Annotated in this window: 23 protein-coding genes and 1 tRNA gene; 4 read left to right on the top strand and 20 right to left on the bottom strand. The window is 73.6% G+C overall.

From position 1 onward, the window contains the following. Positions 1 to 96 precede the first annotated feature (96 nt). The 14 genes from ABTZ17_RS26900 to pgsA all read right to left on the bottom strand — a co-directional run bounded on the left by ABTZ17_RS26900 (position 97) and on the right by pgsA (position 12,705). Complete coding sequence (locus ABTZ17_RS26900; RefSeq protein WP_352198308.1) at positions 97 to 645, bottom strand: adenine phosphoribosyltransferase; 549 nt, start codon at positions 643 to 645, stop codon at positions 97 to 99. Beyond that, complete coding sequence (gene secF / locus ABTZ17_RS26905) at positions 642 to 1,703, bottom strand: protein translocase subunit SecF (RefSeq protein ID WP_352198309.1); 1,062 nt, start codon at positions 1,701 to 1,703, stop codon at positions 642 to 644. Before secF ends, ABTZ17_RS26900 begins: the two co-directional genes overlap by 4 nt. Before the next feature lies 1 nt (position 1,704). Further along, a complete protein-coding gene (gene secD, locus ABTZ17_RS26910; protein WP_352198310.1) occupies positions 1,705 to 3,474 on the bottom strand; it encodes a protein translocase subunit SecD in 1,770 nt (589 codons plus the stop codon). A 156-nt stretch (positions 3,475 to 3,630) separates the two neighbouring features. Continuing rightward, positions 3,631 to 4,056 (bottom strand): preprotein translocase subunit YajC, encoded by a 426-nt coding sequence (yajC, locus tag ABTZ17_RS26915; RefSeq protein ID WP_502994857.1) that lies wholly within the window; start codon positions 4,054 to 4,056, stop codon positions 3,631 to 3,633. 166 nt (positions 4,057 to 4,222) lie between these two features. After that, positions 4,223 to 5,287 (bottom strand): Holliday junction branch migration DNA helicase RuvB, encoded by a 1,065-nt coding sequence (gene ruvB, locus ABTZ17_RS26920; RefSeq protein WP_352198312.1) that lies wholly within the window; start codon positions 5,285 to 5,287, stop codon positions 4,223 to 4,225. A gap of 114 nt (positions 5,288 to 5,401) precedes the next feature. Continuing rightward, positions 5,402 to 6,037 (bottom strand): Holliday junction branch migration protein RuvA, encoded by a 636-nt coding sequence (gene ruvA, locus ABTZ17_RS26925; RefSeq protein ID WP_352198313.1) that lies wholly within the window; start codon positions 6,035 to 6,037, stop codon positions 5,402 to 5,404. Continuing rightward, positions 6,034 to 6,564, bottom strand: coding sequence for a crossover junction endodeoxyribonuclease RuvC (gene ruvC / locus ABTZ17_RS26930; protein WP_352198314.1), 531 nt, complete (start codon positions 6,562 to 6,564; stop codon positions 6,034 to 6,036). Before ruvC ends, ruvA begins: the two co-directional genes overlap by 4 nt. Before the next feature lie 127 nt (positions 6,565 to 6,691). Next, on the bottom strand, positions 6,692 to 7,444 hold the full coding sequence (locus ABTZ17_RS26935) for a YebC/PmpR family DNA-binding transcriptional regulator (RefSeq protein WP_352198315.1): 753 nt from the start codon (positions 7,442 to 7,444) through the stop codon (positions 6,692 to 6,694). A gap of 57 nt (positions 7,445 to 7,501) precedes the next feature. Next, a complete protein-coding gene (gene pdxT / locus ABTZ17_RS26940) occupies positions 7,502 to 8,095 on the bottom strand; it encodes a pyridoxal 5'-phosphate synthase glutaminase subunit PdxT (RefSeq protein WP_352198316.1) in 594 nt (197 codons plus the stop codon). A 12-nt stretch (positions 8,096 to 8,107) separates the two neighbouring features. Then, entirely contained in the window at positions 8,108 to 9,028 is a 921-nt protein-coding gene (gene pdxS, locus ABTZ17_RS26945) for a pyridoxal 5'-phosphate synthase lyase subunit PdxS (protein WP_352198317.1), read from the bottom strand. A gap of 211 nt (positions 9,029 to 9,239) precedes the next feature. Further along, positions 9,240 to 9,779, bottom strand: a complete 540-nt coding sequence (locus tag ABTZ17_RS26950) for a LemA family protein (RefSeq protein WP_352198318.1) — start codon at positions 9,777 to 9,779, stop codon at positions 9,240 to 9,242. Positions 9,780 to 9,911: 132 nt separating this feature from the next. Next, positions 9,912 to 11,105 (bottom strand): glycosyltransferase family 4 protein, encoded by a 1,194-nt coding sequence (locus tag ABTZ17_RS26955; protein ID WP_352198319.1) that lies wholly within the window; start codon positions 11,103 to 11,105, stop codon positions 9,912 to 9,914. Next, a complete protein-coding gene (locus ABTZ17_RS26960) occupies positions 11,102 to 12,004 on the bottom strand; it encodes a phosphatidylinositol mannoside acyltransferase (protein ID WP_352198320.1) in 903 nt (300 codons plus the stop codon). The genes ABTZ17_RS26955 and ABTZ17_RS26960 overlap by 4 nt, the downstream gene beginning before the upstream one ends. Further along, positions 12,001 to 12,705, bottom strand: coding sequence for a phosphatidylinositol phosphate synthase (pgsA, locus tag ABTZ17_RS26965; protein WP_352198321.1), 705 nt, complete (start codon positions 12,703 to 12,705; stop codon positions 12,001 to 12,003). The genes ABTZ17_RS26960 and pgsA overlap by 4 nt, the downstream gene beginning before the upstream one ends. A gap of 229 nt (positions 12,706 to 12,934) precedes the next feature. Between pgsA and ABTZ17_RS26970 the strand changes: the two genes are divergently transcribed. Both ABTZ17_RS26970 and ABTZ17_RS26975 read left to right on the top strand, forming a co-directional pair. Further along, complete coding sequence (locus ABTZ17_RS26970; RefSeq protein WP_352198322.1) at positions 12,935 to 15,142, top strand: elongation factor G-like protein EF-G2; 2,208 nt, start codon at positions 12,935 to 12,937, stop codon at positions 15,140 to 15,142. A 272-nt stretch (positions 15,143 to 15,414) separates the two neighbouring features. Further along, a complete protein-coding gene (locus ABTZ17_RS26975; protein WP_352198323.1) occupies positions 15,415 to 17,061 on the top strand; it encodes an AbeC-like domain-containing protein in 1,647 nt (548 codons plus the stop codon). 93 nt (positions 17,062 to 17,154) lie between these two features. Here ABTZ17_RS26975 and ABTZ17_RS26980 read toward each other — a convergent pair whose 3' ends face one another. The 4 genes from ABTZ17_RS26980 to ABTZ17_RS26995 form a co-directional block, all read right to left on the bottom strand. After that, positions 17,155 to 17,715, bottom strand: coding sequence for an HIT family protein (locus ABTZ17_RS26980; protein ID WP_352198324.1), 561 nt, complete (start codon positions 17,713 to 17,715; stop codon positions 17,155 to 17,157). An 82-nt stretch (positions 17,716 to 17,797) separates the two neighbouring features. Then, positions 17,798 to 19,774 carry a threonine--tRNA ligase gene (gene thrS, locus ABTZ17_RS26985; RefSeq protein ID WP_352198325.1) on the bottom strand — a complete coding sequence of 659 codons (1,977 nt, stop codon included), beginning with the start codon at positions 19,772 to 19,774 and terminating at the stop codon, positions 17,798 to 17,800. A gap of 83 nt (positions 19,775 to 19,857) precedes the next feature. Next, positions 19,858 to 21,129 (bottom strand): hypothetical protein, encoded by a 1,272-nt coding sequence (locus ABTZ17_RS26990; protein ID WP_352198326.1) that lies wholly within the window; start codon positions 21,127 to 21,129, stop codon positions 19,858 to 19,860. Then, positions 21,129 to 21,674, bottom strand: a complete 546-nt coding sequence (locus ABTZ17_RS26995) for a DUF4365 domain-containing protein (RefSeq protein ID WP_352198327.1) — start codon at positions 21,672 to 21,674, stop codon at positions 21,129 to 21,131. Before ABTZ17_RS26995 ends, ABTZ17_RS26990 begins: the two co-directional genes overlap by 1 nt. 196 nt (positions 21,675 to 21,870) lie before the next feature. Here ABTZ17_RS26995 and ABTZ17_RS27000 point away from each other — a divergent pair, with 196 nt between their 5' ends. After that, the gene (locus ABTZ17_RS27000) at positions 21,871 to 22,596 is read left to right on the top strand and encodes a 3'-5' exonuclease (RefSeq protein ID WP_352198328.1); all 726 of its coding nucleotides are present in this window, start codon (positions 21,871 to 21,873) and stop codon (positions 22,594 to 22,596) included. A gap of 95 nt (positions 22,597 to 22,691) precedes the next feature. On the opposite strand, the gene ABTZ17_RS27005 is transcribed toward ABTZ17_RS27000, so the two are convergent. Continuing rightward, positions 22,692 to 22,763: transfer RNA gene (locus ABTZ17_RS27005), tRNA-Val, on the bottom strand. 39 nt (positions 22,764 to 22,802) lie between these two features. Then, positions 22,803 to 23,264 (bottom strand): SRPBCC family protein, encoded by a 462-nt coding sequence (locus ABTZ17_RS27010; RefSeq protein ID WP_352198329.1) that lies wholly within the window; start codon positions 23,262 to 23,264, stop codon positions 22,803 to 22,805. A gap of 118 nt (positions 23,265 to 23,382) precedes the next feature. Between ABTZ17_RS27010 and ABTZ17_RS27015 the strand changes: the two genes are divergently transcribed. Continuing rightward, positions 23,383 to 25,804: SCO7613 C-terminal domain-containing membrane protein (locus ABTZ17_RS27015; protein ID WP_352198330.1), on the top strand; the 2,422-nt coding region annotated here is incomplete at its 3' end.

The raw sequence follows: 25,804 nt of genomic DNA on the forward strand, positions 1-25,804 counted from the left end.
GTGATCGTGCCCGGGATTTGCGCGAGTGGCCCCCTGACCTTGCTCGATGCGGGCCCCGACCTGGGGAGGTGTGGAGCGGGGAGGGTGCCGCGTGGGTCAGACCACGATCAGGGCGTCCAGCGGGGCGCCCGCGAGGTCGGTTTCCAGCCGCGCGCGGCCCTCCAGGAAGCCGAGCTCCATGAGCACGGCCACGCCCGCGACCTGCGCCCCGGCCCGCCGGATCAGCTCCAGCGAGGCCCCGGCGGTACCGCCGGTGGCGAGGACGTCGTCGATGACCAGGACCCGGTCGCCGGGGACCAGGGCCTCGGCGTGGATCTCGATCTCGGCGGTGCCGTACTCCAGCTCGTAGCCCTGCTTGAGCGTGGCTCCGGGGAGCTTCCCGGCCTTGCGGACCGGTACGAAGCCGATGCCCGCCTCGACGGCCACGGGGGCGGCGAGGATGAACCCGCGCGCCTCCAGGCCGACGATCTTCGTGGCGCCGTGCCGTACGGCCAGCTCCGCGAGGGCGCCGGTGAGGGCCCGGAAGGCTTCCGGGTCCGCCAGCAGCGGGGTGATGTCCTTGAACACCACGCCCGGCTTCGGGTAGTCGGGTACGTCCGTGATGCGGCTGAGCAGCAGCTCGCGGACGCCGTGCGGGTCGGTCATCCGCGCCGTCCCGCGGCCCGGCCGGGGCGGCTCTGGGCCACGACCCCGGTCTCGCCGCCGACCGCGTCCTCGCCGTCCTCCTCCTTGCCCGCCGCGGCGGCCCGCTTGGCGAGCACGCGCTTGCGCAGGGCCTTCATCGCCGGGTCGCGCTCCTTGAGGTCGGCGACCAGCGGGGTGGCGATGAAGATCGAGGAGTAGGCACCGGCCGCGAGGCCGACGAACAGCGACAGCGAGATGTCGTTCAGCATGCCCGCGCCCAGGAAGCCGCCGCCGATGAACAGCAGGCCGGCGACCGGGAGGAGCGCCACCACGGTGGTGTTGATCGAGCGGACCAGGGTGCCGTTGAGGCTCCGGTTCGCCATCTCGCTGTAGGTGAAGCGGGTCTGCTTGGTGATGTCCTTGGAGGCTTCCTTGAGACCGTCGAAGACGACGACGGTGTCGTAGAGGGAGTAACCGAGGATGGTGAGCAGACCGATGACCGTGCCCGGGGTGACCTCGAAACCGATCAGCGCGTACACGCCGACGGTGATGGTGAGGTCGTGGATCAGGGCGATGAGGGCCGCGACCGCCATCCGCCACTCGAAGGCGATGGCGAGGTAGACGACCACCAGGACCATGAACACGGCGAGGCCGGTCCAGGCCTTGTTCGCGATCTGGGAGCCCCAGCTGGGGCCGACCAGGTCGGCGTTGATGTCCTGCTCCTTCAGGTCCAGGCTGGTGGCCAGCTTGGACTTGACGGTGTTGGCCTGGGCCGTGTCCAGACCGCTGACCTGGATGCGCAGGGTGTCGTTGCCGAGCTTCTGCACGATGGCCACGTGGCCGGAGGCGGCTTCCGCCTCCTCCGTCGCCTTGGCGACGGTCACGTCGGTCTTCGGGGTGGTGAAGACCGCACCGCCCTTGAACTCGATGCCCATGTTGAGCCCCTGGACGGCCAGGGCCACGATCGCCGTGATGGTGATCAGGATCGAGACGCCGTACCAGAGGAAGCGCTTGCCGACGAAGTCGTAGCCGACCTCGCCTCGGTACAGCTTGGCGCCGAGATCGCCGAGCTTCGACATCTCACGCCTCCTTCGGGGCGACGGGGGTGGAGGACACGGGGCGGCGCGACCGGCGCAGCGGCGGCTTGGCACCGAGGCGCTTGGGGTCGAGGCCGGACCACGGGTGGCCGTCCGCGAAGAACTTGGTACGGGCCAGCAGGGTCATGATCGGCTTCGTGAAGAGGAAGACGACGACCACGTCGAGCAGGGTGGTCAGACCCAGGGTGAAGGCGAAGCCCTGCACCTTGCCGACGGTCACCACGAAGAGGACCGCGGCGGCCAGGAACGACACGAAGTCGGAGACCAGGATGGTACGTCGGGCCCGCGGCCAGGCGCGCTCCACGGCCGGACGCAGGGTGCGGCCCTCGCGGATCTCGTCGCGGATGCGTTCGAAGTAGACGATGAACGAGTCAGCCGTGATGCCGATGGCGACGATGGCGCCACAGACGGCGGGCAGGTTCAGCGCGAACCCGATGCCCTTGCCCAGCAGGGCCATGATCGTGTAGGTCAGCAGCGCCGAGGCCATGAGGCTGACGATCGCGATGAGGGCCAGGCCGCGGTAGTACGCGACCAGGTAGATCACCACGAGGGCGAGGCCGATGGCACCGGCGATGAGGCCGGCGCGCAGCTGCTCCCCGCCGAGGGCGGCGGTGACGGTGGTGACGCTGTCCTCCTGGAAGGACAGGGGCAGGGCGCCGTACGAGAGCATGTTGCCCAGGTCCTGGGCCGACTGCTGATTGAAGCCACCGGAGATCTCGGCGTTGCCGCCGGTCAGGGCCTGGTTGACGTACGGGTCGGAGACGACCTCGCCGTCGAGGACGATCGCGAACTGGTTCTGCGGGGCCTGCTTGGCGGCCAGCTCACCGGTGATCTTCGCGAACTTGTCGGCACCCTTGTCCGTGAAGTCCATGGTGACGATCCAGATGCCGCGCTGCGGGTCGAGGATGCCCTTGGCGTCCTTGACGTCCTGGCCGTCGACCTGGACCGGGCCGAGCAGCCACTTGGTCCACTGACCCGCGTTGTTCTTGCCGCAGGCGACGGTGGGGTCGGTGGGCTTGTCACCCTGACCGGCGGCGGACCGCTGGTCCTCCTTGGTGCAGTCCAGCGTGGCGAAGCGCTTCTGCAGGTCCGCGGTGGCGGGGTCCGGGGCCTGGGGCGTCGGGGACGCCTTGTCGTCTGCCTTCTTCGAGCTGCTCGCCGAGGGCGAGGGGGTCGCGGACGGGGCCTTGAGGGCCTCGCTGACCACGCGGCCCTGCGAAGTGGCGCTGGACGACGGGCTCGGTGCGGACGAGGCGTCCTGGCCGTCCTTCTTCTTGTCCTCGGCCTTGGAACCGGCGGAGGAGCTCGCGGACGGGGTCGGCGCGGGCTCGGTGGCCGGGCCTCCCGCGCCGATGGCGAGCACGGGGCGGAAGAAGAGCTGAGCGGTCGTACCGACCTGCTCGCGCGCCTGCTTCTCGTTGGTCCCCTTGGGGATGTTCACGATGATGTGATCGCGGCCCTGGGTCTGGACCTCCGCCTCGGACACGCCGAGACCGTTGACACGGCGCTCGATGATGCCGACCGCGGTGTTCATGTTGGTCTCGTTGACCGCGTTCGGCTTGCCGGGCTCGCTCTTGGCCTTCAGCGTGATGCTCGTGCCGCCGGCGAGGTCGATGCCCAGTCGCGGAGTCGTCTGCCCGGAGATGAACATCCCCGCGGTGAGCGCCACCATCGCGATCAGGATGATCGCCAGGGCGCGCCCCGGCCTCCCCTGAGCCCCCGTGGGCCGTCGGCCCTTCTTCGGTGCTGCCACCTTGTCGTATCTCCCTGTCCAACCGCCCCCGCACCGGGTGTGCGCGGGAACGGCCACGAAACGTGTGTGTGGGGACCTCTGCCCCCCGCAGAAGTGTCACTGAGAGGGACCCGCGGTCCGCCGGTCGGGCGGGCCGCGCGGTCCCCTGCCGCGCTGTTACTTCGCGCCGGCCTCGCCGTCGGAGTCGCCCTCCTTGGGCGCCTCCGGCTTCTTGTCCAGGTCGAGCTTGGGCCCGTCGGTGCCCTCGGTCAGCGAGGAGGCGTCGTCGGGGACGACCGGGGAGTCCTCCACGGCGGCGGAACCGTGGACGATCCGGTTGTACTCGTCGTCCTCGAGGACCGCGCCGATGGCGTTCTTCGCGTACATGGCGTGGACACCGGGGGCCACCTCGAGGGTGACGGTGTCCTCACCGACCTCCTTGACCGTGGCGTACATGCCACCGATCGTGCGGACGCCGGTGCCGGGCGTCATCTGGTCGCGCATGGCCGCGGCCTGCGCCTGCTTCTTCTTCGCAGACCGGGTCATCAGGAACATGGCCCCGATGAGCACGATGAACGGGAGGAAGGTCACGAGACTGTTCACGGGACGGAGATCCTTCGCACGACCGCGCACGGGGGCGGCCATTTTCTACGGGGGCGGGCACACCGACCTGGACCGGTCGGCATCGGCGGAGTCTAGGCGAGTCCACACCGATGGAACAACGCCCAGCATGGCAGCGTAGTTCCTGACCAGGCGATGTTCCGCGCCGTCAGGCCCCGAAGAGGCCCTGTTGTCCGCTTGGTCCGTTGACGCCCCGGGGCGGTACGAGGCCCAGGTGGGCCCAGGCGGCGGGCGTCGCGACCCGCCCCCGCGGGGTCCTGGCCAGCAGTCCTTCCCTCACCAGGAAGGGTTCGGCGACCTCCTCGACCGTCTCCCGCTCCTCCCCCACGGCCACCGCCAGGGTGGACAGGCCCACCGGGCCGCCGCCGAAGAGCTTCAGCAGGGCCTCCAGGACGGCCCGGTCCAGGCGGTCCAGGCCGCGGGCGTCCACCTCGTACACGGCCAGGGCCGTTCCGGCCACCTCGCGCGTGATCACCCCGTCGGCCCGTACCTGGGCGTAGTCGCGGACCCGGCGGAGCAGCCGGTTCGCGATGCGGGGGGTGCCGCGGGAGCGCCCGGCGATCTCGGCGGCGCCGTCGGCCTCGATCTCCACGTCCAGCAGGCGGGCGGAGCGGTGCACCACCCGCTCCAGCTCGGCGGGGCTGTAGAACTCCATGTGCCCGGTGAACCCGAAGCGGTCGCGGAGCGGCGGGGGCAGCAGGCCCGCCCGGGTGGTGGCGCCCACCAGGGTGAACGGCGGCAGCTCCAGGGGGATGGCGGTGGCCCCGGGCCCCTTGCCGACGATGACGTCGACGCGGAAGTCCTCCATGGCCATGTACAGCATCTCCTCGGCGGGCCGGGACATGCGGTGGATCTCGTCGAGGAAGAGGACCTCGCCCTCCTGGAGGGAGGACAGGATCGCGGCCAGGTCCCCTGCGTGCTGGATGGCCGGCCCGGAGGTGATCCGGATCGGGGCGCCCATCTCGGCCGCGATGATCATGGACAGGGTGGTCTTGCCCAGTCCGGGGGCCCCGGAGAGCAGCACGTGGTCGGCGGTGGCGCCGCGCTGCCGGGCCGCCTTCAGCACCAGGTCGAGCTGCTGGCGGACCTTCTCCTGGCCGACGAACTCGTCGAGGTCCTTCGGGCGCAGGGCCGCCTCCACGGCGCTGTCCTCGCCGTCCTGGTCGGCGGCGACCAGGCGCGGCTCCTCCGCGGCGTCCTCGTCCCAGTTCACGGGTGTCCCTCTCGGTGTCTGTCCGTACGTACGATCCTGCGAGCCGCACCCGACCCGCACGCGTCCGGCCCCGCCGGCGATCGGGCCGCGGGGGGCCGGGGCCACGCGCAGCCGCTAGCGGGCGCGGTTCAGGGATTGGAGCGCCGCCCGCAGCAGCTGCGGCACCGGCGCCGAGCCGGACTCGGCGAGCGCGGCCTCGGCCTGCGGGGTCACCGCCTCCACGGCGGATTCCGCCTCCCGGGAGGCGTACCCGAGCCCGATCAGGGCGGCGGTGAGCTGCTCGGTCCAGGGGGCCGGGCCGGCGGCCACGGCGCCCCGCTGGGCGCCGACGAGCCCGCTGGTGCCCAGCGGGGCCCCCAGCTTGTCCTTGAGCTCCAGGAGGAGCTTCTGGGCGCCCTTCTTGCCGATGCCGGGCACGGCCGTGAGGGACTTCTCGTCCCCGGTGGAGACGGCCAGCCGCAGCGCGTCGGGGCTGTGGACCCCGAGCATGGCCTGGGCGAGCCGGGGGCCGACCCCGCTGGCGGTCTGGAGGATCTCGAAGACCTGCCGCTCGTCGTCGTCGGCGAAGCCGTAGAGGGTCAGGGAGTCCTCCCGGACCACCAGGGAGGTGGCCAGGCGCGCCTCTTCCCCGACGCGGAGCCCGGCCAGGGTGGCGGGGGTGCACTGCACGGCCATGCCCACGCCCCCGACCTCGATCACGGCGGTGGTGGGGGCGACGGCGGCCACCGGGCCGCTCACGAAGGCGATCATGCGCTCCGGCCTTTCGATGCGTGCAGGGCGACGGCCTGCTGGAGGCGGTTCTGGGCGGGGGCCCGCCAGATGTGGCAGATGGCGAGGGCCAGGGCGTCGGCGGCGTCGGCGGGCTTGGGCGGGGCGTCCAGCCGCAGCAGCCGGGTGACCATGGAGCCGACCTGGGCCTTGTCGGCGCGGCCGCTGCCGGTGACGGCGGCCTTGACCTCGCTGGGGGTGTGCAGGGCGACGGGGATGCCCCGGCGGGCGGCGCAGAGCATGGCGACGGCGCTGGCCTGGGCCGTGCCCATCACCGTGCGGACGTTGTGCTGGCTGAAGACCCGCTCCACGGCGACCAGTTCGGGCTCGAACCGGTCCAGCCACTCCTCCAGCCCGCGTTCGATGCCGACCAGGCGGAGCCCGATGTCGGCGTCGGCGGGGGTGCGGACCACTCCGACGCCGAGCATCTTCAGGGGCCGGCCGGCGACCCCTTCGACCACGCCGACACCGCACCGGGTCAGGCCCGGGTCCACCCCGAGGACGCGCACCGGCGCCCCTCCCTTCGAGCCGTTCGAACACCTGCCTGCGCAGGCTATCCGTTGCCACCGACAACGCGGGCGGGCCGGCGGGGGTGTGTCCCCGCCGGCCCGCGTCACGCGAACGGATCGCTTCCGATCAGGCGTCGACCTGCGCCATGACCTCGTCGCTCACGTCGAAGTTGGCGAAGACGTTCTGCACGTCGTCGCTGTCCTCCAGCGCGTCGATCAGCTTGAACATCTTGCGCGCGCCCTCCTCGTCCAGCTCGACCTGCATGGTCGGGACGAAGCTGGACTCGGCCGAGTCGTAGTCGATGCCCGCGGCCTGGAGCGCGGAGCGGACCGCGACCAGGTCGGTGGCCTCGCTGATGACCTCGAAGTTCTCGCCGAGGTCGTTGACCTCCTCGGCGCCCGCGTCGAGGACCGTCTCCAGGACGTCGTCCTCGGACAGCTCGCCCTTGGGCAGGACGACGACGCCCTTGCGGTTGAACAGGTACGACACCGAGCCCGGGTCGGCCATGGAGCCGCCGTTGCGGGTCATGGCCACGCGGACGTCGGAGGCGGCGCGGTTGCGGTTGTCGGTGAGGCACTCGATGAGCACCGCGACGCCGTTGGGGCCGTAGCCCTCGTACATGATCGTCGCGTAGTCGACGCCGCCGGCCTCCAGGCCGCCGCCGCGCTTGACCGCGGAGTCGATGTTCTTGTTCGGGACCGAGCTCTTCTTCGCCTTCTGGATGGCGTCGAAGAGGGTCGGGTTGCCGTCGGGGTCGGCGCCGCCGGTACGGGCCGCGACCTCGATGTTCTTGATCAGCTTCGCGAAGAGCTTGCCGCGCTTGGCATCGATCACGGCCTTCTTGTGCTTCGTCGTAGCCCATTTAGAGTGGCCGGACATCCGCCTGTCTCCTTCGCGTCACCAACAATGTTCACCTCGGATCCTACCGGGGACTGCTCAGGCGCTTGCGCGCACCATGTCCACGAAGTAGGCGTGGACGCGGTGGTCTCCCGTGAGCTCCGGGTGGAAGGAGGTGGCGAGGACGTTGTCCTGACGGACCGCGACCACGTGGCCGTCGTACGTGGCCAGCACCTCGGCGGCGGCTCCGACGGACTCCACCCAGGGGGCCCGGATGAAGACGCCCTCGACCGGTCCGCCCTCGATGCCGGCGAACTCGATCCGCGCCTCGAAGGACTCGTTCTGCCGCCCGAAGGCGTTGCGGCGCACGATCATGTCGACGCCGCCCAGGGACTCCTGGTCCTCGCGGCCGTCGAGGATCTTGTCCGCGAGCATGATCATGCCCGCGCAGGTGCCGTAGACCGGCATCCCCGCGCGCACGCGCTCGCGCAGCGGCTCCAGCACGCCGAAGAGCACGGCCAGCTTGGAGATCGTGGTGGACTCGCCGCCCGGGATCACCAGGGCGTCGATGTCGGCCAGCTCCTCGGGGCGCCGGACCGGCCTGGCCACGGCGTCCGCCGCGGCCAGGGCGATCAGGTGCTCCCGTACGTCGCCCTGGAGGGCCAGGACACCGATGACGGGGGGGTTGTTCATGTCGGGAGTGCCCTACCAGCCGCGGTTGGCGTAGCGCTCGGCCTCGGGCAGGGTGTCGCAGTTGATGCCGACCATGGCCTCGCCCAGGTTGCGGGAGGCGTCCGCGATGACCTTCGGGTCGTCGTAGAAGGTGGTGGCCTTCACGATGGCGGCGGCGCGCTTGGCCGGGTCGCCCGACTTGAAGATGCCGGAGCCGACGAAGACGCCCTCGGCGCCCAGCTGGCGCATCAGGGCGGCGTCGGCCGGGGTGGCCACGCCACCGGCGGAGAACAGCACCACGGGGAGCTTGCCGAGCTCGGCGACCTCCTTGACCAGCTCGTACGGGGCGCGGAGGTCCTTGGCCGCGGCGAACAGCTCGTTGTTGTCGAAGCCGCGCAGCTTGGCGATCTCGTTCTTGATCTGGCGCAGGTGGCGGACGGCCTCGACCACGTTGCCGGTGCCGGCCTCGCCCTTGGAGCGGATCATGGCCGCGCCCTCGGCGATGCGGCGCAGGGCCTCGCCCAGGTTGGTGGCGCCGCAGACGAAGGGGGTGGTGAAGGCCCACTTGTCGGAGTGGTTGACCTCGTCGGCCGGGGTCAGGACCTCGGACTCGTCGATGTAGTCGACGCCGAGGGACTGGAGCACCTGGGCCTCGACGAAGTGGCCGATGCGGGACTTGGCCATGACCGGGATGGAGACCGCGCCGATGATCTCTTCGATCATGTTGGGGTCGGACATCCGGGCGACGCCGCCGTCCTTGCGGATGTCGGCGGGGACCCGCTCCAGGGCCATGACGGCCACCGCGCCGGCGTCCTCGGCGATCTTCGCCTGCTCGGCGTTGACCACGTCCATGATCACGCCGCCCTTGAGCTGCTCGGCCATGCCGCGCTTGACGCGGGCGGTGCCGATCGCCGGGGCGTCGGCCGACTGCGGGGTGGTGGGAAGCGTGCTCACGGATGGACCTCACTGAAGGGGAGACGGGTACGGCACAGGTGCTGCTCAGCCGAGCAAACCTCTCCGGACCAGTCCACCGCAAGGGCCAATGTGGTGCCGGTGGCTCTTCCGAACTTGGCCGCCGCGGACAAGAACCTCCCCACGGACGCGGCGGTGAAGGGGGTGGACAGGCGGCGGGGGCCGGGAAGGCCCCCCGCGACGCGCCGCCGCCTCAGGGCCGGTCGGCCAGGTGGACCGGCGGTTCGTCGTCCATCTCGAAGGCGAGCGGGAAGGGCGCGTGCCCAGCCAGTCGGAACCAGCGGACCTTGCGGTGCCGGCGCAGCGCGCGGGCCGCGCGCACGGCGTCGTTGAGGAAGCGACGGGCCATCGGGACCCGCCGGACCGCGGCGGCCAGCTCCGCCACGGACTCCTCGCCGCCGGGGGCCTCCCGCAGGGCCTCCACCTGGTCGGGGTCCTCGAAGACGGCGCGCAGGGCCTGGCTGAGCTCGCTCTCGGCCACCTCGCGGTGGTCCTCGTCGGCCTGCCGGGCCGCGTGCGCGGCCTCGTGGAGCACGAGGGCGGAGGCGGGGTCGAGGACCCCGGAGGTGGCCAGTTCGGCGACCACGGAGGCGCGGCGCACCAGTTGGGCGTCGAGGGCGGCGCGGGCGGCGTCCATGCGGGTGTGCAGCCGGTCCAGCCGGCCCGCGGTCCAGCTGAGGTAGACCCCGGTCACGGCGAGCACGACGGCGGCCCATACGAGCGTTTCGATCACGACGGGCGACCCTACCGGCTCGGGCCGGGTCCCCCGGACCCGGTCCGCTCCCCCGGCCGCCGCCCGGCCGGCCGGCCCGCGGGTGGCGGGGGGGGTGGGACCGGCGGCGCGTCGGGGTCGGGACCGTTCCGGTCAGGAGTCCTCGGCGGGGCCCGTCCAGGCGCCGGTGTCGCGGGACCGGCCGAGTCGGGTCCGCAGCGGGACCTTCTCGTCGGCGTCCACGGAGGCGGCGCCCTGGGTGACGGTCTCGTACACGGCGAGGATGTCGGCGCCCACGGTGCTCCAGTCGAAGCGGCGCACGTGCGCGGAGCCCCGCGCGCTCAGCTCGGCGCGCCGGTCCGGGTCGCCGAGGAGCTTCACGGCCGCGGCGGCCAGGGCGTCCGGGTCCTCGTTGGCGAAGAGCTCGCCGGCCGCGCCCTGGTCCAGGACCTGCGCGAAGGCGTCCAGGTCGGAGGCGAGCACGGGGGCGCCCGCCGACAGGGCCTCGACCAGGATGATGCCGAAGCTCTCGCCGCCCGTGTTGGGGGCCACGTACACGTCCACGCTGCGCAGCAGGCGGGCCTTGTCCTCGTCGCTGACCATGCCGAGGAACTCCACCCGGGAACGCATCTCCGCGGGCAGCGAGGCCACCGCCTCCTCCTCGTCCCCGCGGCCGGCCACGATGAGCCGGGTCCGGGGGCGTTCGGCGAGGATCCGCGGGAGCGCGGCCATCAGCACCGGCAGGCCCTTGCGGGGCTCGTCGATGCGGCCGATGAAGCCGAGGGTGTCGCCCTGCCACTCGGCCTTGGGTTCGGCGGCGGCGAAGAAGTCCACGTCCACGCCGTTGGGGATGACCACGGCGTCCCCGCCGAGGTGTTCGACCAGGGTGCGGCGGGCGTACTCGCTGACCGCGATCCGGGCGCTGATCTTCTCCAGCGCGGGCTGGAGGATCGGGTAGGCCGCGATCATGGCCCGGGAGCGCGGGTTGGAGGTGTGGAAGGTGGCGACCACGGGGCCCTGCGCCGCCCAGCAGGTCAGCAGGCCCAGGGAGGGCGAGGTGGGCTCGTGGATGTGGACCACGTCGAAGGCGCCCTCGTGGAGCCAGCGGCGGACCCGGGCGGCGGACAGGAAGCCGAAGTTCAGCCGGGCGACCGAGCCGTTGTAGGGCACGGGCACGGCCCGGCCCGCGGAGACCACGTACGGCGGCAGCGGGGTGCCCTCGTCGGCCGGGGCGAGCACGGAGACCTCGTGACCGAGCCGGGCCAGGTGCTCGGCGAGGTCCCGGATGTGGAACTGCACCCCGCCGGGAACGTCCCAGGAGTACGGGCAGACGATGCCGATCTTCACGCGGAGCGCTCCTCCAGGTCCTTGTCCCACAGCCGCTGGAGCATGTGCCAGTCCTGCGGGTGGCGGGCGATCCCGGCGGCGAAGGCGTCGGCGGTGGCCTGGGTCATGACCGCGGTCTTCTGCTGCCGGGTGCCCGTCTCCGGGACGGCCACCGGCGGGTGGATCCGGCCCCGCATCAGGGGGCCGTCGTACCAGAGGGTGACCGGCAGCAGCCGGGCCCCGGTCTGCTGGGCGAGCAGGGCCGGACCCGCGGGCATCCGGGCGGTCTCGCCGAAGAAGTCGACCTCGACCCCGGAGGAGGACAGGTCGCGGTCGGCGACCAGGCAGATCAGGCCGCCGGACCGCAGCCGCCGGGCCAGGGTGCCGAAGGCGGCGCCGCCGCTGTGCGGCAGCACCTCCATGCCCAGGCTCTCCCGGTAGGCCACGAAGCGGTCGAAGAGGGACTCCGGCTTGAGGCGTTCGGCGACGGTGGTGAAGGGCACCCCCACGCAGGAGGTCACCCAGGCGCCCGCGAGGTCCCAGTTCGCCAGGTGCGGCAGGGCGACGATCACCCCGCGCCCGGCGTCCAGGCCCTCGCGGAGGTTCTCCTCGCCCTCGATGCGGATCCGCTCGCGGATGCGCTCCGGGCTCCACGTCGGCAGCCGGAAGGACTCCATCCAGTACCGCATGTACGAGTGCATCCCGGCGCGGGACAGCGCGCGCAACCGCTCGGGGGAGGCGTCCGGGACCACCCGGGCCAGATTGGACTCCAGGCGCAGCACGCTCTTGCCGCGCCGCTTCCAGGCCACTTCGGCGATCCGGCGTCCCAGGGCCGCGGCGGCCGGCTCGGGGAGCTTCTTCACCCCGGCCCAGCCGGCCCCGTACAGGCCGTCGGTCAGCCGGTCCGTGAAGGCGCTCACGCGGTGCCGCCCTGGACCCGGCCGTCGCCCGCGCCGTCGCCGCCGGGGGATCCGGCGGGGGCCTCGGCGGCGTCGGCCTCGGCCGCCTCACGGCGGACCGTGACCACCCGCTGGACCAGCGTGACCAGCGAGCCCACGGCCACCACCCACAGGGCCACCGGGAGCAGCACGCCGATCCAGGAGGGCACCCCGAAGGTCTGGAGGCCGGACAGTCCGGCCGCGACCAGCGAGATGACCAGCCGCTCGGCCCGCTCGATGAGCCCGTTGACGGCCACGGGCAGGCCGATGGACTCGCCGCGGGCCTTGGTGTAGGAGACCACCTGGCCGCTGGCCAGGCAGAAGATGGCGACCGCGCAGAGCAGGTCGTTGCCGCCGGAGCCCGCGTACCAGAGCGCCAGGCCCCCGAAGATCGCCGCGTCGGCGACCCGATCGAGGGTGGAGTCCAGGAAGGCACCCCAACGGCTGGACACGCCCGCCTGGCGGGCCATGTTGCCGTCCACCAGGTCGGAGAAGACGAACAGGGTGATGACGATGGTGCCCCAGAAGAACTCCCCGCGCGGGAAGAAGACCAGCGCACCCGCCACCACGCCGGCCGTGCCGATGAGGGTGACGGCGTCCGGGCTCACCCCCCGGCGGAGCAGAAACGCGGCGAACGGTGTGAGGACACGCGTGAAGAATGCACGCGCGTACTTGTTCAGCATGGCCTTCCCGGAGGGTCGCTGTGGCCGGGCGGCCACTCGACCACCGGCCGCCCCATGGTAGCCGGCCGTCCGCGCCGGGCTCCGCACACCCACCGGTTCGCGTCGAGTACGACGTATGGACGCAAACCGGCACCAGTGCCAAGCTCGGTGTACCCGCAGTTCCCGGAACGTCCGCCGTACGTCATCCTCGGGACGGCCGCCGTCCCGTCCGACCGGGAGGCACGCCACCATGGCCGAGAAGGCGCATCCGCACACCCGCCCCGGAGCCGCCGCCCGGGCCCCGGTGGCCGACCGGCCCGCCGCGGTGCGCAACGTGGTCCTGGTCGGCCCCAGCGGCTCGGGCAAGACCACCCTGGTGGAGGCCCTGGCCCTGACCGCCGGAGCGGTGAACCGCGCGGGCCGGGTGGAGGACGGCTCCACCGTCTCCGACCACGACGAGACGGAGCGGCGGACCCACCGCTCCGTCCAGCTCTCGCTGGTCCCCGTGGAATGGGACGGCATCAAGATCAACCTGCTGGACACCCCCGGCTACGCCGACTTCGTGGGCGAACTGCGGGCCGGGCTGCGCGCCGCGGACGCCGCCCTCTTCGTGGTCTCCGCCGCCGACGGCGTGGACGGGGCCACCCGGATGGCCTGGGAGGAGTGCGAGGCCGTCGGGATGCCCCGCGCCATCGTCGTGACCCACCTGGAAGCCGCCCGCGCCGACTACGACCACACCGCCTCGGTCTGCGGGGAGGTCTTCGGCGCCGCCGACCCCGACGCCGTCCTCCCCCTGTACCTCCCGCTGCACGGCCCCGCCGGACCCGACGGCCACGCCCCCGTCACCGGCCTCCTCGGGCTGCTCTCCCGCCGCGCCCACGACTACGCCGACGGGCACCGGGTCGAACGCGACCCCGACCCGGCGGAGTCCGCCCTCCTCGACGGGGCCCGGGACCGCCTCATCGAGGGGATCATCGCGGAGAGCGAGGACGAGGGCCTGATGGAGCAGTACCTCGCCGGCGGGGCCGCGATCGACCTGAAGACGCTCGTCGGCGACCTGGAGCGGGCCGTGGCCCGCGGCACCTTCCACCCCGTCCTGATGGCCGCCCCCGCACCGCCCGGGGCCCGGCACGGCCTGGGCACCGTGGAACTCCTCGAACTGATCACCGGCGGCTTCCCCACCCCCCTGGAACACCCGCCCGTCGAGGTGACCGCCCCCGACGGCAGCCCCCGCCCCGCCCTGCCCTGCGACCCCGACGGGCCGCTGCTCGCCGAGGTCGTCAAGACCTCCTCCGATCCGTACGTGGGCCGCGTCTGCCTGGTCCGGGTCTTCTCCGGCACCCTCCGCCCCGACGAGACCGTCCACGTCAGCGGCCACGGCCTGGCCGACCGCGGGCACGAGGACCACGATCTCGACGAACGCACCGGTGCCCTGTCCGCCCCCTTCGGCAGACAGCAGCGCCCCCTCCCCCACGCCGTCGCCGGGGACCTGGCCTGCGTGTCCAAGCTCACCCGCGCCGAGACCGGCGACACCCTCTCCGCCACGGACGACCCGCTGCTCATGACCCCCTGGGAGATGCCCGACCCGCTGCTCCCCCTCGCCGTCGAGGCCCACGGCAAGGCCGACGAGGACAAACTCTCCCAGAGCCTGGGCCGGCTGGCCGCCGAGGACCCCACCCTGCGCGTGGAACAGGACCCGCAGACCGGCCAGTTGGTCCTGTGGTGCCTGGGCGAGGCGCACCGCGACCTCACCCTGGAACGGCTGCGCGCCCGGCACGGGGTCCGCGTGGACGCCGTCCCGCACCGGGTCGGACTGCGCGAGACCTTCGCCGGCCCGGCCGGCGGACGCGGCCGGCACGTCAAACAGTCCGGCGGGCACGGCCAGTTCGCCGTCTGCGAGATCGAGGTGGAACCGCTCCCGGCGGGCAGCGGCATCGAGTTCGTGGACAAGGTGGTCGGCGGCTCCGTGCCCCGCGCCTTCATCCCCTCCGTGGAGAAGGGGGTCCGCGCCCAGGCCGCCCGCGGCCTGTCCGCCGGATTCCCGCTGGTGGACGTCCGGATCACCCTGCGCGACGGCAAGGCGCACGCGGTGGACTCCTCCGACGCCGCCTTCCAGACCGCCGGCTCCCTCGCCCTCCGCGAGGCCGCCGCGGCGGCCCGCATCGACCTCCTGGAGCCGGTCGCCGAGCTGACCGTGACCGTCCCCGACGACTACCTGGGCCCCGTGATGGGCGACCTGTCCGGCCGCCGCGGCAGGGTGGTCGGCACCGAGGCCGCCGGCCCCGGGCGGACCCTGGTCCGCGCCGAGGTCCCCGAGACCGAGATCGACCGGTACGCCGTGGACCTGCGCTCCGTCTCCCACGGCACCGGCCGCTTCGCCCGCTCCTACCTGCGGCACGAGCCGGTGCCCCCGCAGTTCGCCGACCGGGTGCGCGAGCGCGCCGCGAAGGGCGGGTGACGCGGCGCGGTGCCCGGACTCCGGGGCGCGGAGCGGCGGCGGGCCCCCGCGACGGGTCGGTCCGCGGCGGCCGGCGGGCGCCGGGGCGACGACCTGGCGGAAGCCGGCCGTCCGCCCAACCGGCTTGCGGTGGACGGCATTTCCGCGTCCCATGACGGGGGCACGCACCCGGCGTTAGGCTTCGTCACGACGTGTGCCGGGTGGGACAACGGGGAAACAGGCCGCAGGAAGCGGTGGAGCGCGACAGCGCGGGTGAGTGGGGGCAGACAGCGATGACGGACGGTTTCGACTTCAGTCCCGGAGCACAGGTCCCGCTCCAGGGCGCGGGCGGCCAGACCGCGGCGACGAACGCCCTCGCCTCCGCCGCGTACCGGGACAGCCCGGTCGAGGACATCCTCAAGGCCAACAACGACTGGCACGAGTCCGAGGTCAAGAAGGGCAGGCTCTCGCTCTTCGCGCCCAACCTCGGCGAGGCGTTCTGCGCCGCCGTGGAGGCCCGGATGCTCGGCGCGGGCCGCAAGCCGCTCATCCAGTCCTTCGGCTCCGACCCGCAGACCGTGGTCGAGCACTGCCTGGCCGCCTCCCGGATCCGGCACGAGCGGGACGCCAAGCTCCGCTGGATCACCCTGGTCTGCGGGGTGCTCTTCCTCCCCGGACTGCTGCTGTGGCTGGGCCTGTTCCAGCTCCGCAAGACCCTCGCGGGCTCCTCGCGGGCCTCCTGGTTCGGCACCGCCCTGCTCGCCGCCATCGGCCTGGGCGCGGCCGTGCTCATGTTCGCGCTGCCCTTCACGGGCTTCTGGGGGTACTACCTCCGCGGCATGATCATCGCCCCGGTGGCCGGCTGGTTCCTGGCCCGTCGGATATGCGAGAGCACGGCCGTGGACCTGCGCTCCCGCTGGGACGGTCTGCTCTCCGGCGGCGGGGTCGGCGCCAAGATCCCGCAGGCGGTGCCCACCGACCCGGACGAGACGGCCGCCGAGAACCTCCGCCGGCAGCTGGCCCGGCTGACCGCCGAGGACCGCTCCAACTCCGTCTTCTACGCGGGGCCCAAGGGCATCCTGGGCATGGGCACCCGCTGGGGCAGCTGGCAGCTGGCCGAGGAGCTGGTCCCCGCCGTCCCCGGCACCGACATCCACCCCTTCCGCAGCTGGGACGTGGTCCGCGCGATCCACGACCAGCTCCGCCAGATCGAGCGCGGCCCGCTGCACACGGGCGGCTTCCCGACCCCGTCGGTCAAGCACTGGATCGTCTCGCCCGTCGGCGAGGGGGCCAAGGAGGTGGCGCGGCCCTCGGGCGACGGCGCCGACACCTTCCAGATCACCCCGCAGGAGATCACCCGGATCTGCAACGAGCAGCAGTTCGGCAGCGGGAACCGCCACTACCTCGGCGTGCAGTTCACCCTGTGGGACGGCCAGTTGGTCATCACCATGCTGGTCACCGTCACCGTGCTCTACCAGACCCTGCGCATCGAGGTCACCGGCCACGCCCTCGGCCCGGTCAACGGCCTGTTCACCAGCAAGTCCTCCCCGAAGACCAAGTCGGTGCCGAAGACGGTCCGGTTCTGGGAGAACGTCGAGCACACCCTGCCCGTGGTGGACACCACCGAGGTGGTCCGCCTGATGGTGCGGGCCCCGCTCACCTGGTACCCGCCGCTGCTGAACTTCCTCGGCGGCAGCCTGGCCCTGCCGGAGCCCTTCGGCCTGCGGCACGTCTGGGCCGGGCAGCCCTGGCGGCACCGCTTCATGGCCGACGACGCCATGCGCGCGGCCACCCCGGTGCTGCGGGTGGTGCACTCCGCCGCCATGAAGGTGCTGGAGAACAACGGCTGCGACATCGACCGCTTCGCCAACCGCTCCATGATCGTCAGCGGCATGGTCCAGGACGCCTCCCCGCGCAAGGCCGACCTCTACGACGCGTAGCCGGCGCGCCCGCCGCGCCCCGAGCACGGGGAAGGGCCCGTACGGTCTCCCCGTACGGGCCCTTCCGCGTGCCGCGGGCTCCCCCGCGGCCGCTCAGTCCGTGGGCCAGGCGTCGGCCAGCATGGCCCGGGTGTCCGCGAGGAGCTGCGGCAGCACCCGGGTGTGGCCGATCACCGGCATGAAGTTCGAGTCCCCGCCCCAGCGCGGCACGATGTGCTGGTGCAGGTGCGCGGCGATGCCCGCGCCCGCGGCCACGCCCTGGTTGAGCCCGATGTTGAACCCGTGCGCCCCGGACGCCTTGCGCAGGGCGATCATGGCCTTCTTCGTGAGGTCGGCCAGCTCCAGGGTCTCGGGCCCGTCCAGCTCGGTGTAGTCGGCGACGTGCCGGTACGGGACCACCATCAGGTGACCGCCGTTGTACGGGTAGAGGTTGAGCACCGCGAACACGCGCTCGCCCCGGCTGACGACCAGGCCGTCCTCGTCGGACAGGGCCGGGATCCCGCAGAACGGGCAGCCGTCGCCCGCCTCGGGGCCGGTCGGCTTGTTCTCGCCCTGGATGTAGGCCATCCGATGGGGGGTCCACAGCCGCTGGAACGCGTCCTGCGTACCCACTCCGTTCTGCTGCACCGGTTCGGTCGTCATGAGATGCAGCATATGACCCGGACGGGGGGCATGAGGAAGGCCCCCCGGCGGCCTTCGCCGTCCGGGGGGCCGGGTCCTCGGGACCGGTGCGGGATCAGACCTGCACGCGGTCGGCGACGACCTGGGCCAGCTTGGCCAGGGCGTCCGCCTTGGGGACGCCGTTCTCCTGGGAACCGTCGCGGTAGCGGAAGGAGACGGTGCCCGCGGCCATGTCCTCGTCACCGACGATGATCATGAAGGGGACCTTCAGCTTCTGGTGGTTCCGGATCTTCTTCTGCATGCGGTCGGAGGAGGCGTCCACCTCGACGCGCAGGCCCTGCTTCTTCGCCTCGGCGGCGAACTCCTGGAGGTAGTCCACGTGGGCGTCGCCGATCGGGATGCCGACGGCCTGCACCGGGGCCAGCCACGGGGGCATGGCGCCCGCGTAGTGCTCCAGCAGCACCGCGAAGAACCGCTCGATGGAGCCGAACAGCGCGCGGTGGATCATGACCGGGCGCTGCCGGGAGCCGTCGCCCGCGGTGTACTCCAGGTCGAAGCGCTCGGGCAGGTTGAAGTCCAGCTGCACGGTGGACATCTGCCAGGTCCGGCCGATGGCGTCGCGGCACTGGACGGAGATCTTCGGGCCGTAGAAGGCGGCGCCGCCCGGGTCCGGGACCAGCGGCAGGCCCTGCTTCTCGGCGACCTGCTGGAGGACGGCGGTGGCCTCCTCCCACACCTCGTCCGAGCCGACGAACTTCTCCTCGTCCTTGGTGGACAGCTCCAGGTAGAAGTCGGTGAGGCCGTAGTCGCGCAGCAGGTTCAGCACGAAGGTGAGGGTGCGGTCGAGCTCGTCCGCCATCTGCTCACGGGTGCAGTAGATGTGCGCGTCGTCCTGGGTGAAGCCGCGGGCCCGGGTGAGGCCGTGGACCACGCCTGACTTCTCGTACCGGTACACGGTGCCGAACTCGAACAGGCGCAGCGGCAGCTCCCGGTAGGAGCGCCCGCGGGCGTCGAAGATCAGGTTGTGCATCGGGCAGTTCATGGGCTTGAGGTAGTAGTCGGTACCACCGTCGAGCTGCATGGGGGGGTACATGCCCTCCGCGTACCAGTCGAGGTGACCGCTCTTCTCGAAGAGGGCGCCCTTGGTGGCGTGCGGGGAGTAGACGAACTCGTAGCCCTCCTCCTCGTGCCGCTTGCGGCTGTAGTCCTCCATGACCCGGCGGATGATGCCGCCGCGGGGGTGGAAGACGGCGAGGCCGGAGCCGATCTCGTCCGGGATGGAGAAGAGGTCGAGCTCGTTGCCGAGGCGGCGGTGGTCGCGCTTCTCGGCCTCGGCGAGGAAGTCCAGGTGGGCCTTCAGCTCGTCCTTCGAGGGCCAGGCGGTGCCGTAGATGCGCTGGAGCATCGGGTTCTTCTCGCTGCCGCGCCAGTAGGCGGCGGCGTTGCGCATGAGCTTGAACGCCGGGATGTTGCGGGTGGTGGGCAGGTGGGGACCGCGGCAGAGGTCCTTCCAGCACAGCTCGCCGGTCTTGGCGTCGAGGTTGTCGTAGATGGTCAGCTCGCCGCCGCCCACCTCGACGTTCGCGCCGTCGTCGGTGGAGGCGGAGCCCTTGATGCCGATGAGCTCCAGCTTGTACGGCTCGTCGGCGAGCTCGGCGCGGGCGTCCTCGTCGGTGACCACGCGGCGGGCGAAGCGCTGGCCGCGCTTCTGGATCTCCTGCATCTTCTTCTCGATGGCCTTGAGGTCATCGGGGGTGAAGGGGCGGGCGACGTCGAAGTCGTAGTAGAAGCCGTCCCGGACCGGCGGGCCGATGCCCAGCTTGGCCTCGGGGAAGAGCTCCTGCACGGCCTGGGCCATGACGTGGGCGGTGGAGTGGCGCAGGATGTCGAGGCCGTCCGGGGAGGAGATCTCCACGGGCTCGACGGTCTCGCCGTCGCGGGGCTCGTAGGACAGGTCCTTCAGCTCGCCGCCGACGCGGGCCGCGACGACGGTGCGCTCGCCGGGGAAGAGGTCCGCCGCAGTAGTGCCCGTGGTCACCACGCGCTCTTCCCGCTCGGAATCGCGTTGGATGATCACACGGACGTCTGACACCGGTCTCTCCTGACCCAGGGGCTGCGGCAGCGGTCGCTGCGCGCCTGAATCGTACCGAGCCGACGGGGGCGCCCGCGAAACGGTTAACCCCGCCCCGTTCCGTCCGCCCCGGTGTCCTCCGCCGGGCCGTCGGCGGTGTAGCTCTCGGCGGCGTAGTCGAGGTCCTCGTGGAGGGACTTCAGCAGCCGGTCCCGTTCCACCCCGTCCAGCCGTACGGGGGCGACGTCCCGGGCTCCGGCCAGTCTCCGGAAGCCCCCGCGGCGCTGGAGGCGGCCCTCCAGGCGGATGGGCACGCCGGCCAGGTGGGCGTGGCCGGCGACCTGGTACGCCTCCTCGTCGAGCACGGCCCGTACCTGGCCCACCTCGGCCCCGGCGAGGACCCGCAGGCGGACGGTGCCGCCGGTGCCGGAGGCGGAGCGGCGCATCCGGACCACGGCGGCGGCGATCCGGACCGGGACGGCGGGCTCCCCTCGGGTGTAGCGGGCCCCGGCCTCGCGGAGGACGGGCAGGTCCCCGGGGGAGAACTCCACGGGCTCGGGGCGGGCGGCGCATCCGGCCGGGACCCCGGCGGCGGGGGCCCAGGCCAGGGAGATCCGGGCGCCCTCGGACCCGGCCACGAGGGCGGTGAGGGCGTCGGTGAACTCGCGGCTGACCCCGGCCGCCACGGCCGTGTCGAAGGCTTCCATGCCGCCGGTGGCCCGCTGGTAGTCCACGGCCTCCCGGGCGGCGTGCAGGGCGTGGTGGAGCCGGATGACGGCGCCGCGGCCGCCGTCCACGGGCACGTAGGCGGAGAGCCGGCCGCCGCCGGGGGCCGGTCCGACGAGGACGCCCGCGAGGGCCCGTTCGGCGTGGGCGCGGTGCCGGGCCCCGTGGTAGCCGGTGCGGGCCCGGTCGGCGAGGGCGGCCGCGAGCAGCATGCGGCGGGCGGCGGCGCGCAGGTGTTCCTGGGCGGCCCAGGAGGATTCGGCGCGCAGTCCGGGCGGGACCGCACGCCACCAGCGGACCTCGTCGCTGGGGACGCTCAGTCCGTAGAGGACCTCCCGGGCGGAGGGCAGGGCGCAGCGGGCGAGGGCGGTGAGGGCCTCGCCGAGGAGGTCCCCGCTGTCGGGGAAGGCGGTGGTCTCGGGCACGAGGAGGCTGGGGCCGGAGCGGGCGGGGCCGGGCGGGGTCCAGCGGGAGTACTGTCCGGCGGCGCCGCCGCGGCGCTGCCAGCCGTGCCGGAGCAGCAGGGCGCCGAGGACGGCCGGGTCGACCTCCTCGGGGGCGGGCGGGCCGGGGTCCGCGGCGGGGGCTGCCGGCAGGGGCGTCCGGGGCGCGGTGACGTGCGGCGGTCGTGCGGGGTGTTGCCAGTGCATCAAGGTCTCCCTCCGACCCCGACCCGGGTCATGATCTCGCAGAGCGCGCGGTCGTCGAAGATCCGCGTGACGGGGATCCGGACGGTGGTCCTGGTGCGGCCGGTCACGGGGTGTCCGGCGAGGTTGGTCCAGTAGCAGCAGTGCCGGAGGCCGAGGGCGTCCGGCTCGGCTCTGAGCCAGTCGGCCCGGTCGCGGGGGACGATCATCACGACGAGGATCTTGTGGACGGCGACCGGGGTGCGGGCGAGTTTGACCAGGTGCGCGTTGTCGAGGGTGAAGGAGAAGGTGGGGCCGGGGGGGCGCGGGGCGGTCTGGTAGGTGGCCTTCAGCTGCACCTTGACGGTGACCTCGTCGTCGACGGTGTGGCCGGGTGAGCCGTGGCTGACGTGCCAGTCCACGCCGTTGTCCGGGAAGGGCTGGGAGAGGGAGCAGCCGGCCGCGGCGGCGACGGCGTGCAGGTATCCCACCTGAAGGGTCTCCATGCAGGCGGTGGTGGCGAGATTTCCCCGTAGCGGATCGGTTCGCTCGGGTGGTGCGAGCGCCATGGCCCCCGTGCCTCCGGCTCGTGTCTGCCCGTGTGACGACCGCTCAAGGGTGCGGTCTCCCAGGGGTGTTGTCTCCGCAGCGGACCGCGCGCAAACGGCGTACGGCACGGACGGCCCGGGTATCACGGATTCGGGCGGCGATGACCGGAAACCGGGGTATGTCGTCATCCGCCCTTCGGGGATGAGGAGTTCGCACATGACGCGCTGGTACGAGGGGCCCCTGGCCGCCTTCGACACCGAGACCACCGGAGTGGACGTGGAAGAGGACCGCATCGTCTCCGCGGCCGTCGTCGTGCAGGAGTGCGCGGGCGGCCGGGTGCGGACCACCCGCTGGCTGGTCAATCCGGGGATACCGGTGCCGGCGGGGGCGACGGAGGTGCACGGGCTGACCGACGGACACCTGCAGCGGCACGGGCGCTGGCCCTCGCCGGTGATGGAGGAGATAGCCCGGGCACTGGGCGACCAGGCCCAGGCGGGGCGGCCGGTGGTGGTGATGAACGCCCCCTTCGACCTGACCCTGCTGGACCGCGAGCTGCGCCGGCACCGGGCCTCCAGCCTGGCCCGCTACCTGGACAACCGGCCGCTGACGGTGCTGGATCCCCGGGTGCTGGACAAGCACCTGGACCGGTACCGGAAGGGCCGGCGGACGCTGACGGACCTGTGCGGGCACTACGGGATCACGCTGGACGGCGCGCACGACGCGGCGGCGGACGCGGTGGCCTCGTTGGAGGTGGTGCGCGCGGTGGGGCGGCGGTTCGCCTCGCGGCTGGAGCGGCTCTCGCCCGCGGAGCTGCACACCCTGCAGGCGGTGTGGCACGCGGCGCAGGCGCGGGGGCTCCAGGCGTGGTTCGCGCGCAACGGCTCGGAGGAGGCGGTGGATCCGCACTGGCCGGTCCGGCCGGAGCTGACCACGGCGGCCTGAGCGGCGGGCCCATCGGGGAGGCGGGGCGCGGACGCGGGGCGGGGTGCGGAGGTACGAAAAAGCCGGTCCGTCTGAGACGGACCGGCTTCTCCCGGTGGGCGATACTGGGATCGAACCAGTGACCCCTTCGGTGTGAACGAAGTGCTCTCCCGCTGAGCTAATCGCCCGGGAACGCACTGAACAATACACAGGTGCCCGGGGTTCGTTCAAACCGCGTCCCGGCCCGCCGCGAGGTGGGCGACGAGGCCGCGCCGGCCGCCGCGCATCATCAGGGCGTGGTTGAGCAGGAACAGCGGCCGGCCGGGGACGGCCAGCAGTCTCATCAGCTGCTTGTGGACGCGGACTTCCTGGTCGTAGCGGGCGAGGGTGCCACCGTGCGGGTCGGGTCCGACGGTCCAGCGGGCCCAGCCCTCCAGGTCGCCGGCGAGTCCGGCGCGCAGGATGCCGGCGGCGGGGTCCAGGACCTCCTGGGAGAGGGTGACGCGGAGCCGGTACGGGAGCAGCGAGCGGAAGACGGCGGTGCCGCTGCGCTCGTCGAGGGCGGCGATCCGGCGGACCTGGGGCCACCACTCGGGGTAGCGGCCCGGCTCGGCGAGCACGGCGAAGACCCGCTCGGGGGGTGCGTCGAGCCGCCAGCGGCTGTGGAAGCGGTAGTGGCTCCGGTCCATGGGTCCAGTGTGGCGCGGGGGCGCGCGGTGCGGGAGGGGGCGTACTCAGCGGGCCGCCGGCCGGATCTGAGTACCCGCGCCCATGTCCTCGCCGGGTGACGGGGGCCACACTCCGGGCATGGAGAACGTTCTGCCGCCCGCACAGGAGCTGGTCCTCATCGACCAGGAGCTGGTCCGACTCGACGCCCGTCGGACCCAGTTGCTGACCCGCCGGGCCTGGCTGGTGGGTGTGCTGTACCCGCGGCAGGAGGCCCTGGCCCCGTCGGCGGGCGCGCCCGCGTGGGGGGCCGGGGTCGCGGCGGCGCGCAAGGAGGGCCCGGGGGTCCAGAACGTGCTGCTGTCGCTGGGGGCGGTGCTGCTGGCCGTCGCGGCGCTGGCGTTCACGGTGGTCAGCTGGGGGGCGCTGGGCATCGGAGGCCGCTCGGCGGTGCTGGCGGTGGTGACCCTGGCCGCGTCGGCGGTGCCGGTGGTGCTGGTCCGGCGGGGCATGGGGGCCACGGCGGAGGCGGTGGCGGGGGTGGGCCTGGCGCTCACGGTCCTGGACGCGTACGCGCTGCACCGGGTGGCGCTGCCGGACGTGGACGGGCTCGGGTACGCGGCGGGGGCCTCGGCCGTGCTGGCCGCGGTGTGGGCCGGGTACGGGGCCCTGTGCCGCGGGCTGCGGCTGCCGCTCCCGGCGGCGGTGACGATGGCGCAGCCGGTGCTGCCGCTGGCGGCCCTGGCCGCGGGGGCCGGGGTGCGGGGCCTGGGGTGGGCCTTCCTGGGGTCGGCGGTGCTGAGCGCGGGGTTCGCGCTGTCCGGCCGGGGCGGGACGGTACCGCGCGCCTTGGCGGGGGCGTACGGGGCGATGGCGGGGGCCGGCGCGCTGCTCGTGGGGCTGGCGGAGGCGCGGGCGGCGGGGTCCGCGGGGGCGGCCCTGGCGCCGGGCGCGCTGCTGGTGGTGGGGGCCGGGGCGGCCGGGGCGGTGTCCTGGCGGCTGACGGGGGCCGCGCGGCGCCCGGGGGCGGTGGCGGCGGCCGCGACGGCGGGCGTGGCGCTGGTGGGGGCCGGGGCTGGGGTGCTGGGCCCGGTCCTGGCGGCCGGTTGGTCGCCGTTCGCGTACCTGGTGCCCGCGCTGCCTCTGGTGGCCGCGGTGCGCGCGGGGGCCGTGCTGCCGGAGCGGGTGCGGTCGGGACTGGCCCTGACCGGGGCCGGAGTGGCGGGGCTGTGCGCCCTGGCGGCGGCGCCGGTGGCGGCGGCCGTCCTGGCGGATCCGGGGCGGGTCCTGGAGCGGGGGGTGTGGGCCGGGCTGCCCGCGGCTCCGGCGGCGGCCTCCTGGCCGGGATACGGGGCGGCCCCGGCGGTGCTGGCGGTGACCGCCGCCCTGGCCTGGCTGCTGCACCGGTCCGGAGAGCGGCGCGGGGCGGCGGAGGCCGCGCTGTCGCTGGGCTGGGCGGCGCTCTTCCTCGCGCCGGTGACGGCCGGGGCGGGGCACGCGGCGGTCCTGGTGGCGCAGGTGGCGGTGACGGCGGGGGCGGCCGCGGCGGCGGGGGCGCTGCCCGGGGCGCGGCAGCGGTGGACGGCGGCCGGCTGCGCGGCCGTGGGCGGATCGAGCGTGGCGGTGCTGGCGCTGGCGGGCCGACCGGGGACCTTCGCGGTCCTGGCGGCGCTGGCCGTGGCGGGCGCGGCGGTGGCCGGGTCCGGGCGGGCGGAGCGGGGGCTGCGCGGGGCGGCCGGGGCGTGGGCGGTGGCCGCCGTGACGGGGCTGTCGGTGGCGACGGGTGCCGCCGCGGGCCTCTCCCCGACGGCGGGCGCGCTCCTCGTACTGGTGGTGCCCGCGGCGGCGGTGGCGGTGGCGCCGCGTCTGCCGGTCCGGGTGCCGGTGGAGGTCGCGGGGGCGGTGGCCGGTCTCCTGGCACCGGCCCTGGCGGCACGCGGGGACGCGGCGGGCCTGGCCCTGGTGCTGGCGGCGGCCGGGGTGGTGGCCGCCGGGGCGGCGGTCCGGGCGGACCGCCGGAAGCTCGGGTACGCGGCGGCGGTGCTGTTCGTACTGGCGACCTGGGTGCGGCTGGCCGCCTCCGAGGTGGCGGTGCCGGAGGCGTACGCGCTGCCGGTGACCGTGCCCGCGCTGGCGGTGGGGCTGCTGAGGCGCCGCCGGGACCCGGAGGCGTCCTCGTGGACGGCGTACGGGCCGGGGTTGGCGGCGACCCTGCTGCCGAGCCTGGTGGCGGCCTGGCAGGACGCGCACTGGCTGCGGCCGCTGCTGCTGGGGCTGGGCGCGCTGGGGGTGACCCTGGCGGGAGCGCGGTTCCGGCTGCGGGCCCCGCTGCTGCTGGGCGGCGCGGTGCTGGTCCTGGTGGCCCTGCACGAGCTGGCGCCGTACGTGGTGCAGGTCGCGGGCGTGCTGCCGCGTTGGCTCCCGCCGGCGCTGGCCGGGGTGCTGCTGCTGGCGGTGGGCTCCACCTACGAGAAGCGACTGCGGGACGCTCGCCCGGTGCCCTGTCCCGCGCGCCCGAGTGCGGCGGGGCCTGCGGCTCCCGGGTGCCGTCTCGGCCCGGGTG

It is taken from the genome of Streptomyces sp. NPDC097619, from assembly GCF_040302735.1.
In the GTDB taxonomy this organism is placed as follows: domain Bacteria; phylum Actinomycetota; class Actinomycetes; order Streptomycetales; family Streptomycetaceae; genus Streptomyces.

Coding starts and splice junctions, on each gene's coding strand:
- ruvA (WP_352198313.1), bottom strand. CDS start 6,037: ATGATCGCCTTCGTGAGCGGCCCGGTGGCCGCCGTCGCCCCCACCACC.
- pdxT (WP_352198316.1), bottom strand. CDS start 8,095: ATGAACAACCCCCCCGTCATCGGTGTCCTGGCCCTCCAGGGCGACGTA.
- pgsA (WP_352198321.1), bottom strand. CDS start 12,705: ATGCTGAACAAGTACGCGCGTGCATTCTTCACGCGTGTCCTCACACCG.
- ABTZ17_RS26990 (WP_352198326.1), bottom strand. CDS start 21,129: ATGCACTGGCAACACCCCGCACGACCGCCGCACGTCACCGCGCCCCGG.
- ABTZ17_RS26980 (WP_352198324.1), bottom strand. CDS start 17,715: ATGCTGCATCTCATGACGACCGAACCGGTGCAGCAGAACGGAGTGGGT.
- secF (WP_352198309.1), bottom strand. CDS start 1,703: ATGTCGAAGCTCGGCGATCTCGGCGCCAAGCTGTACCGAGGCGAGGTC.
- ABTZ17_RS26970 (WP_352198322.1), top strand. CDS start 12,935: ATGGCCGAGAAGGCGCATCCGCACACCCGCCCCGGAGCCGCCGCCCGG.
- ABTZ17_RS26995 (WP_352198327.1), bottom strand. CDS start 21,674: ATGGCGCTCGCACCACCCGAGCGAACCGATCCGCTACGGGGAAATCTC.
- ABTZ17_RS26935 (WP_352198315.1), bottom strand. CDS start 7,444: ATGTCCGGCCACTCTAAATGGGCTACGACGAAGCACAAGAAGGCCGTG.
- ABTZ17_RS26900 (WP_352198308.1), bottom strand. CDS start 645: ATGACCGACCCGCACGGCGTCCGCGAGCTGCTGCTCAGCCGCATCACG.
- ABTZ17_RS27000 (WP_352198328.1), top strand. CDS start 21,871: ATGACGCGCTGGTACGAGGGGCCCCTGGCCGCCTTCGACACCGAGACC.
- ABTZ17_RS26975 (WP_352198323.1), top strand. CDS start 15,415: ATGACGGACGGTTTCGACTTCAGTCCCGGAGCACAGGTCCCGCTCCAG.
- ABTZ17_RS27010 (WP_352198329.1), bottom strand. CDS start 23,264: ATGGACCGGAGCCACTACCGCTTCCACAGCCGCTGGCGGCTCGACGCA.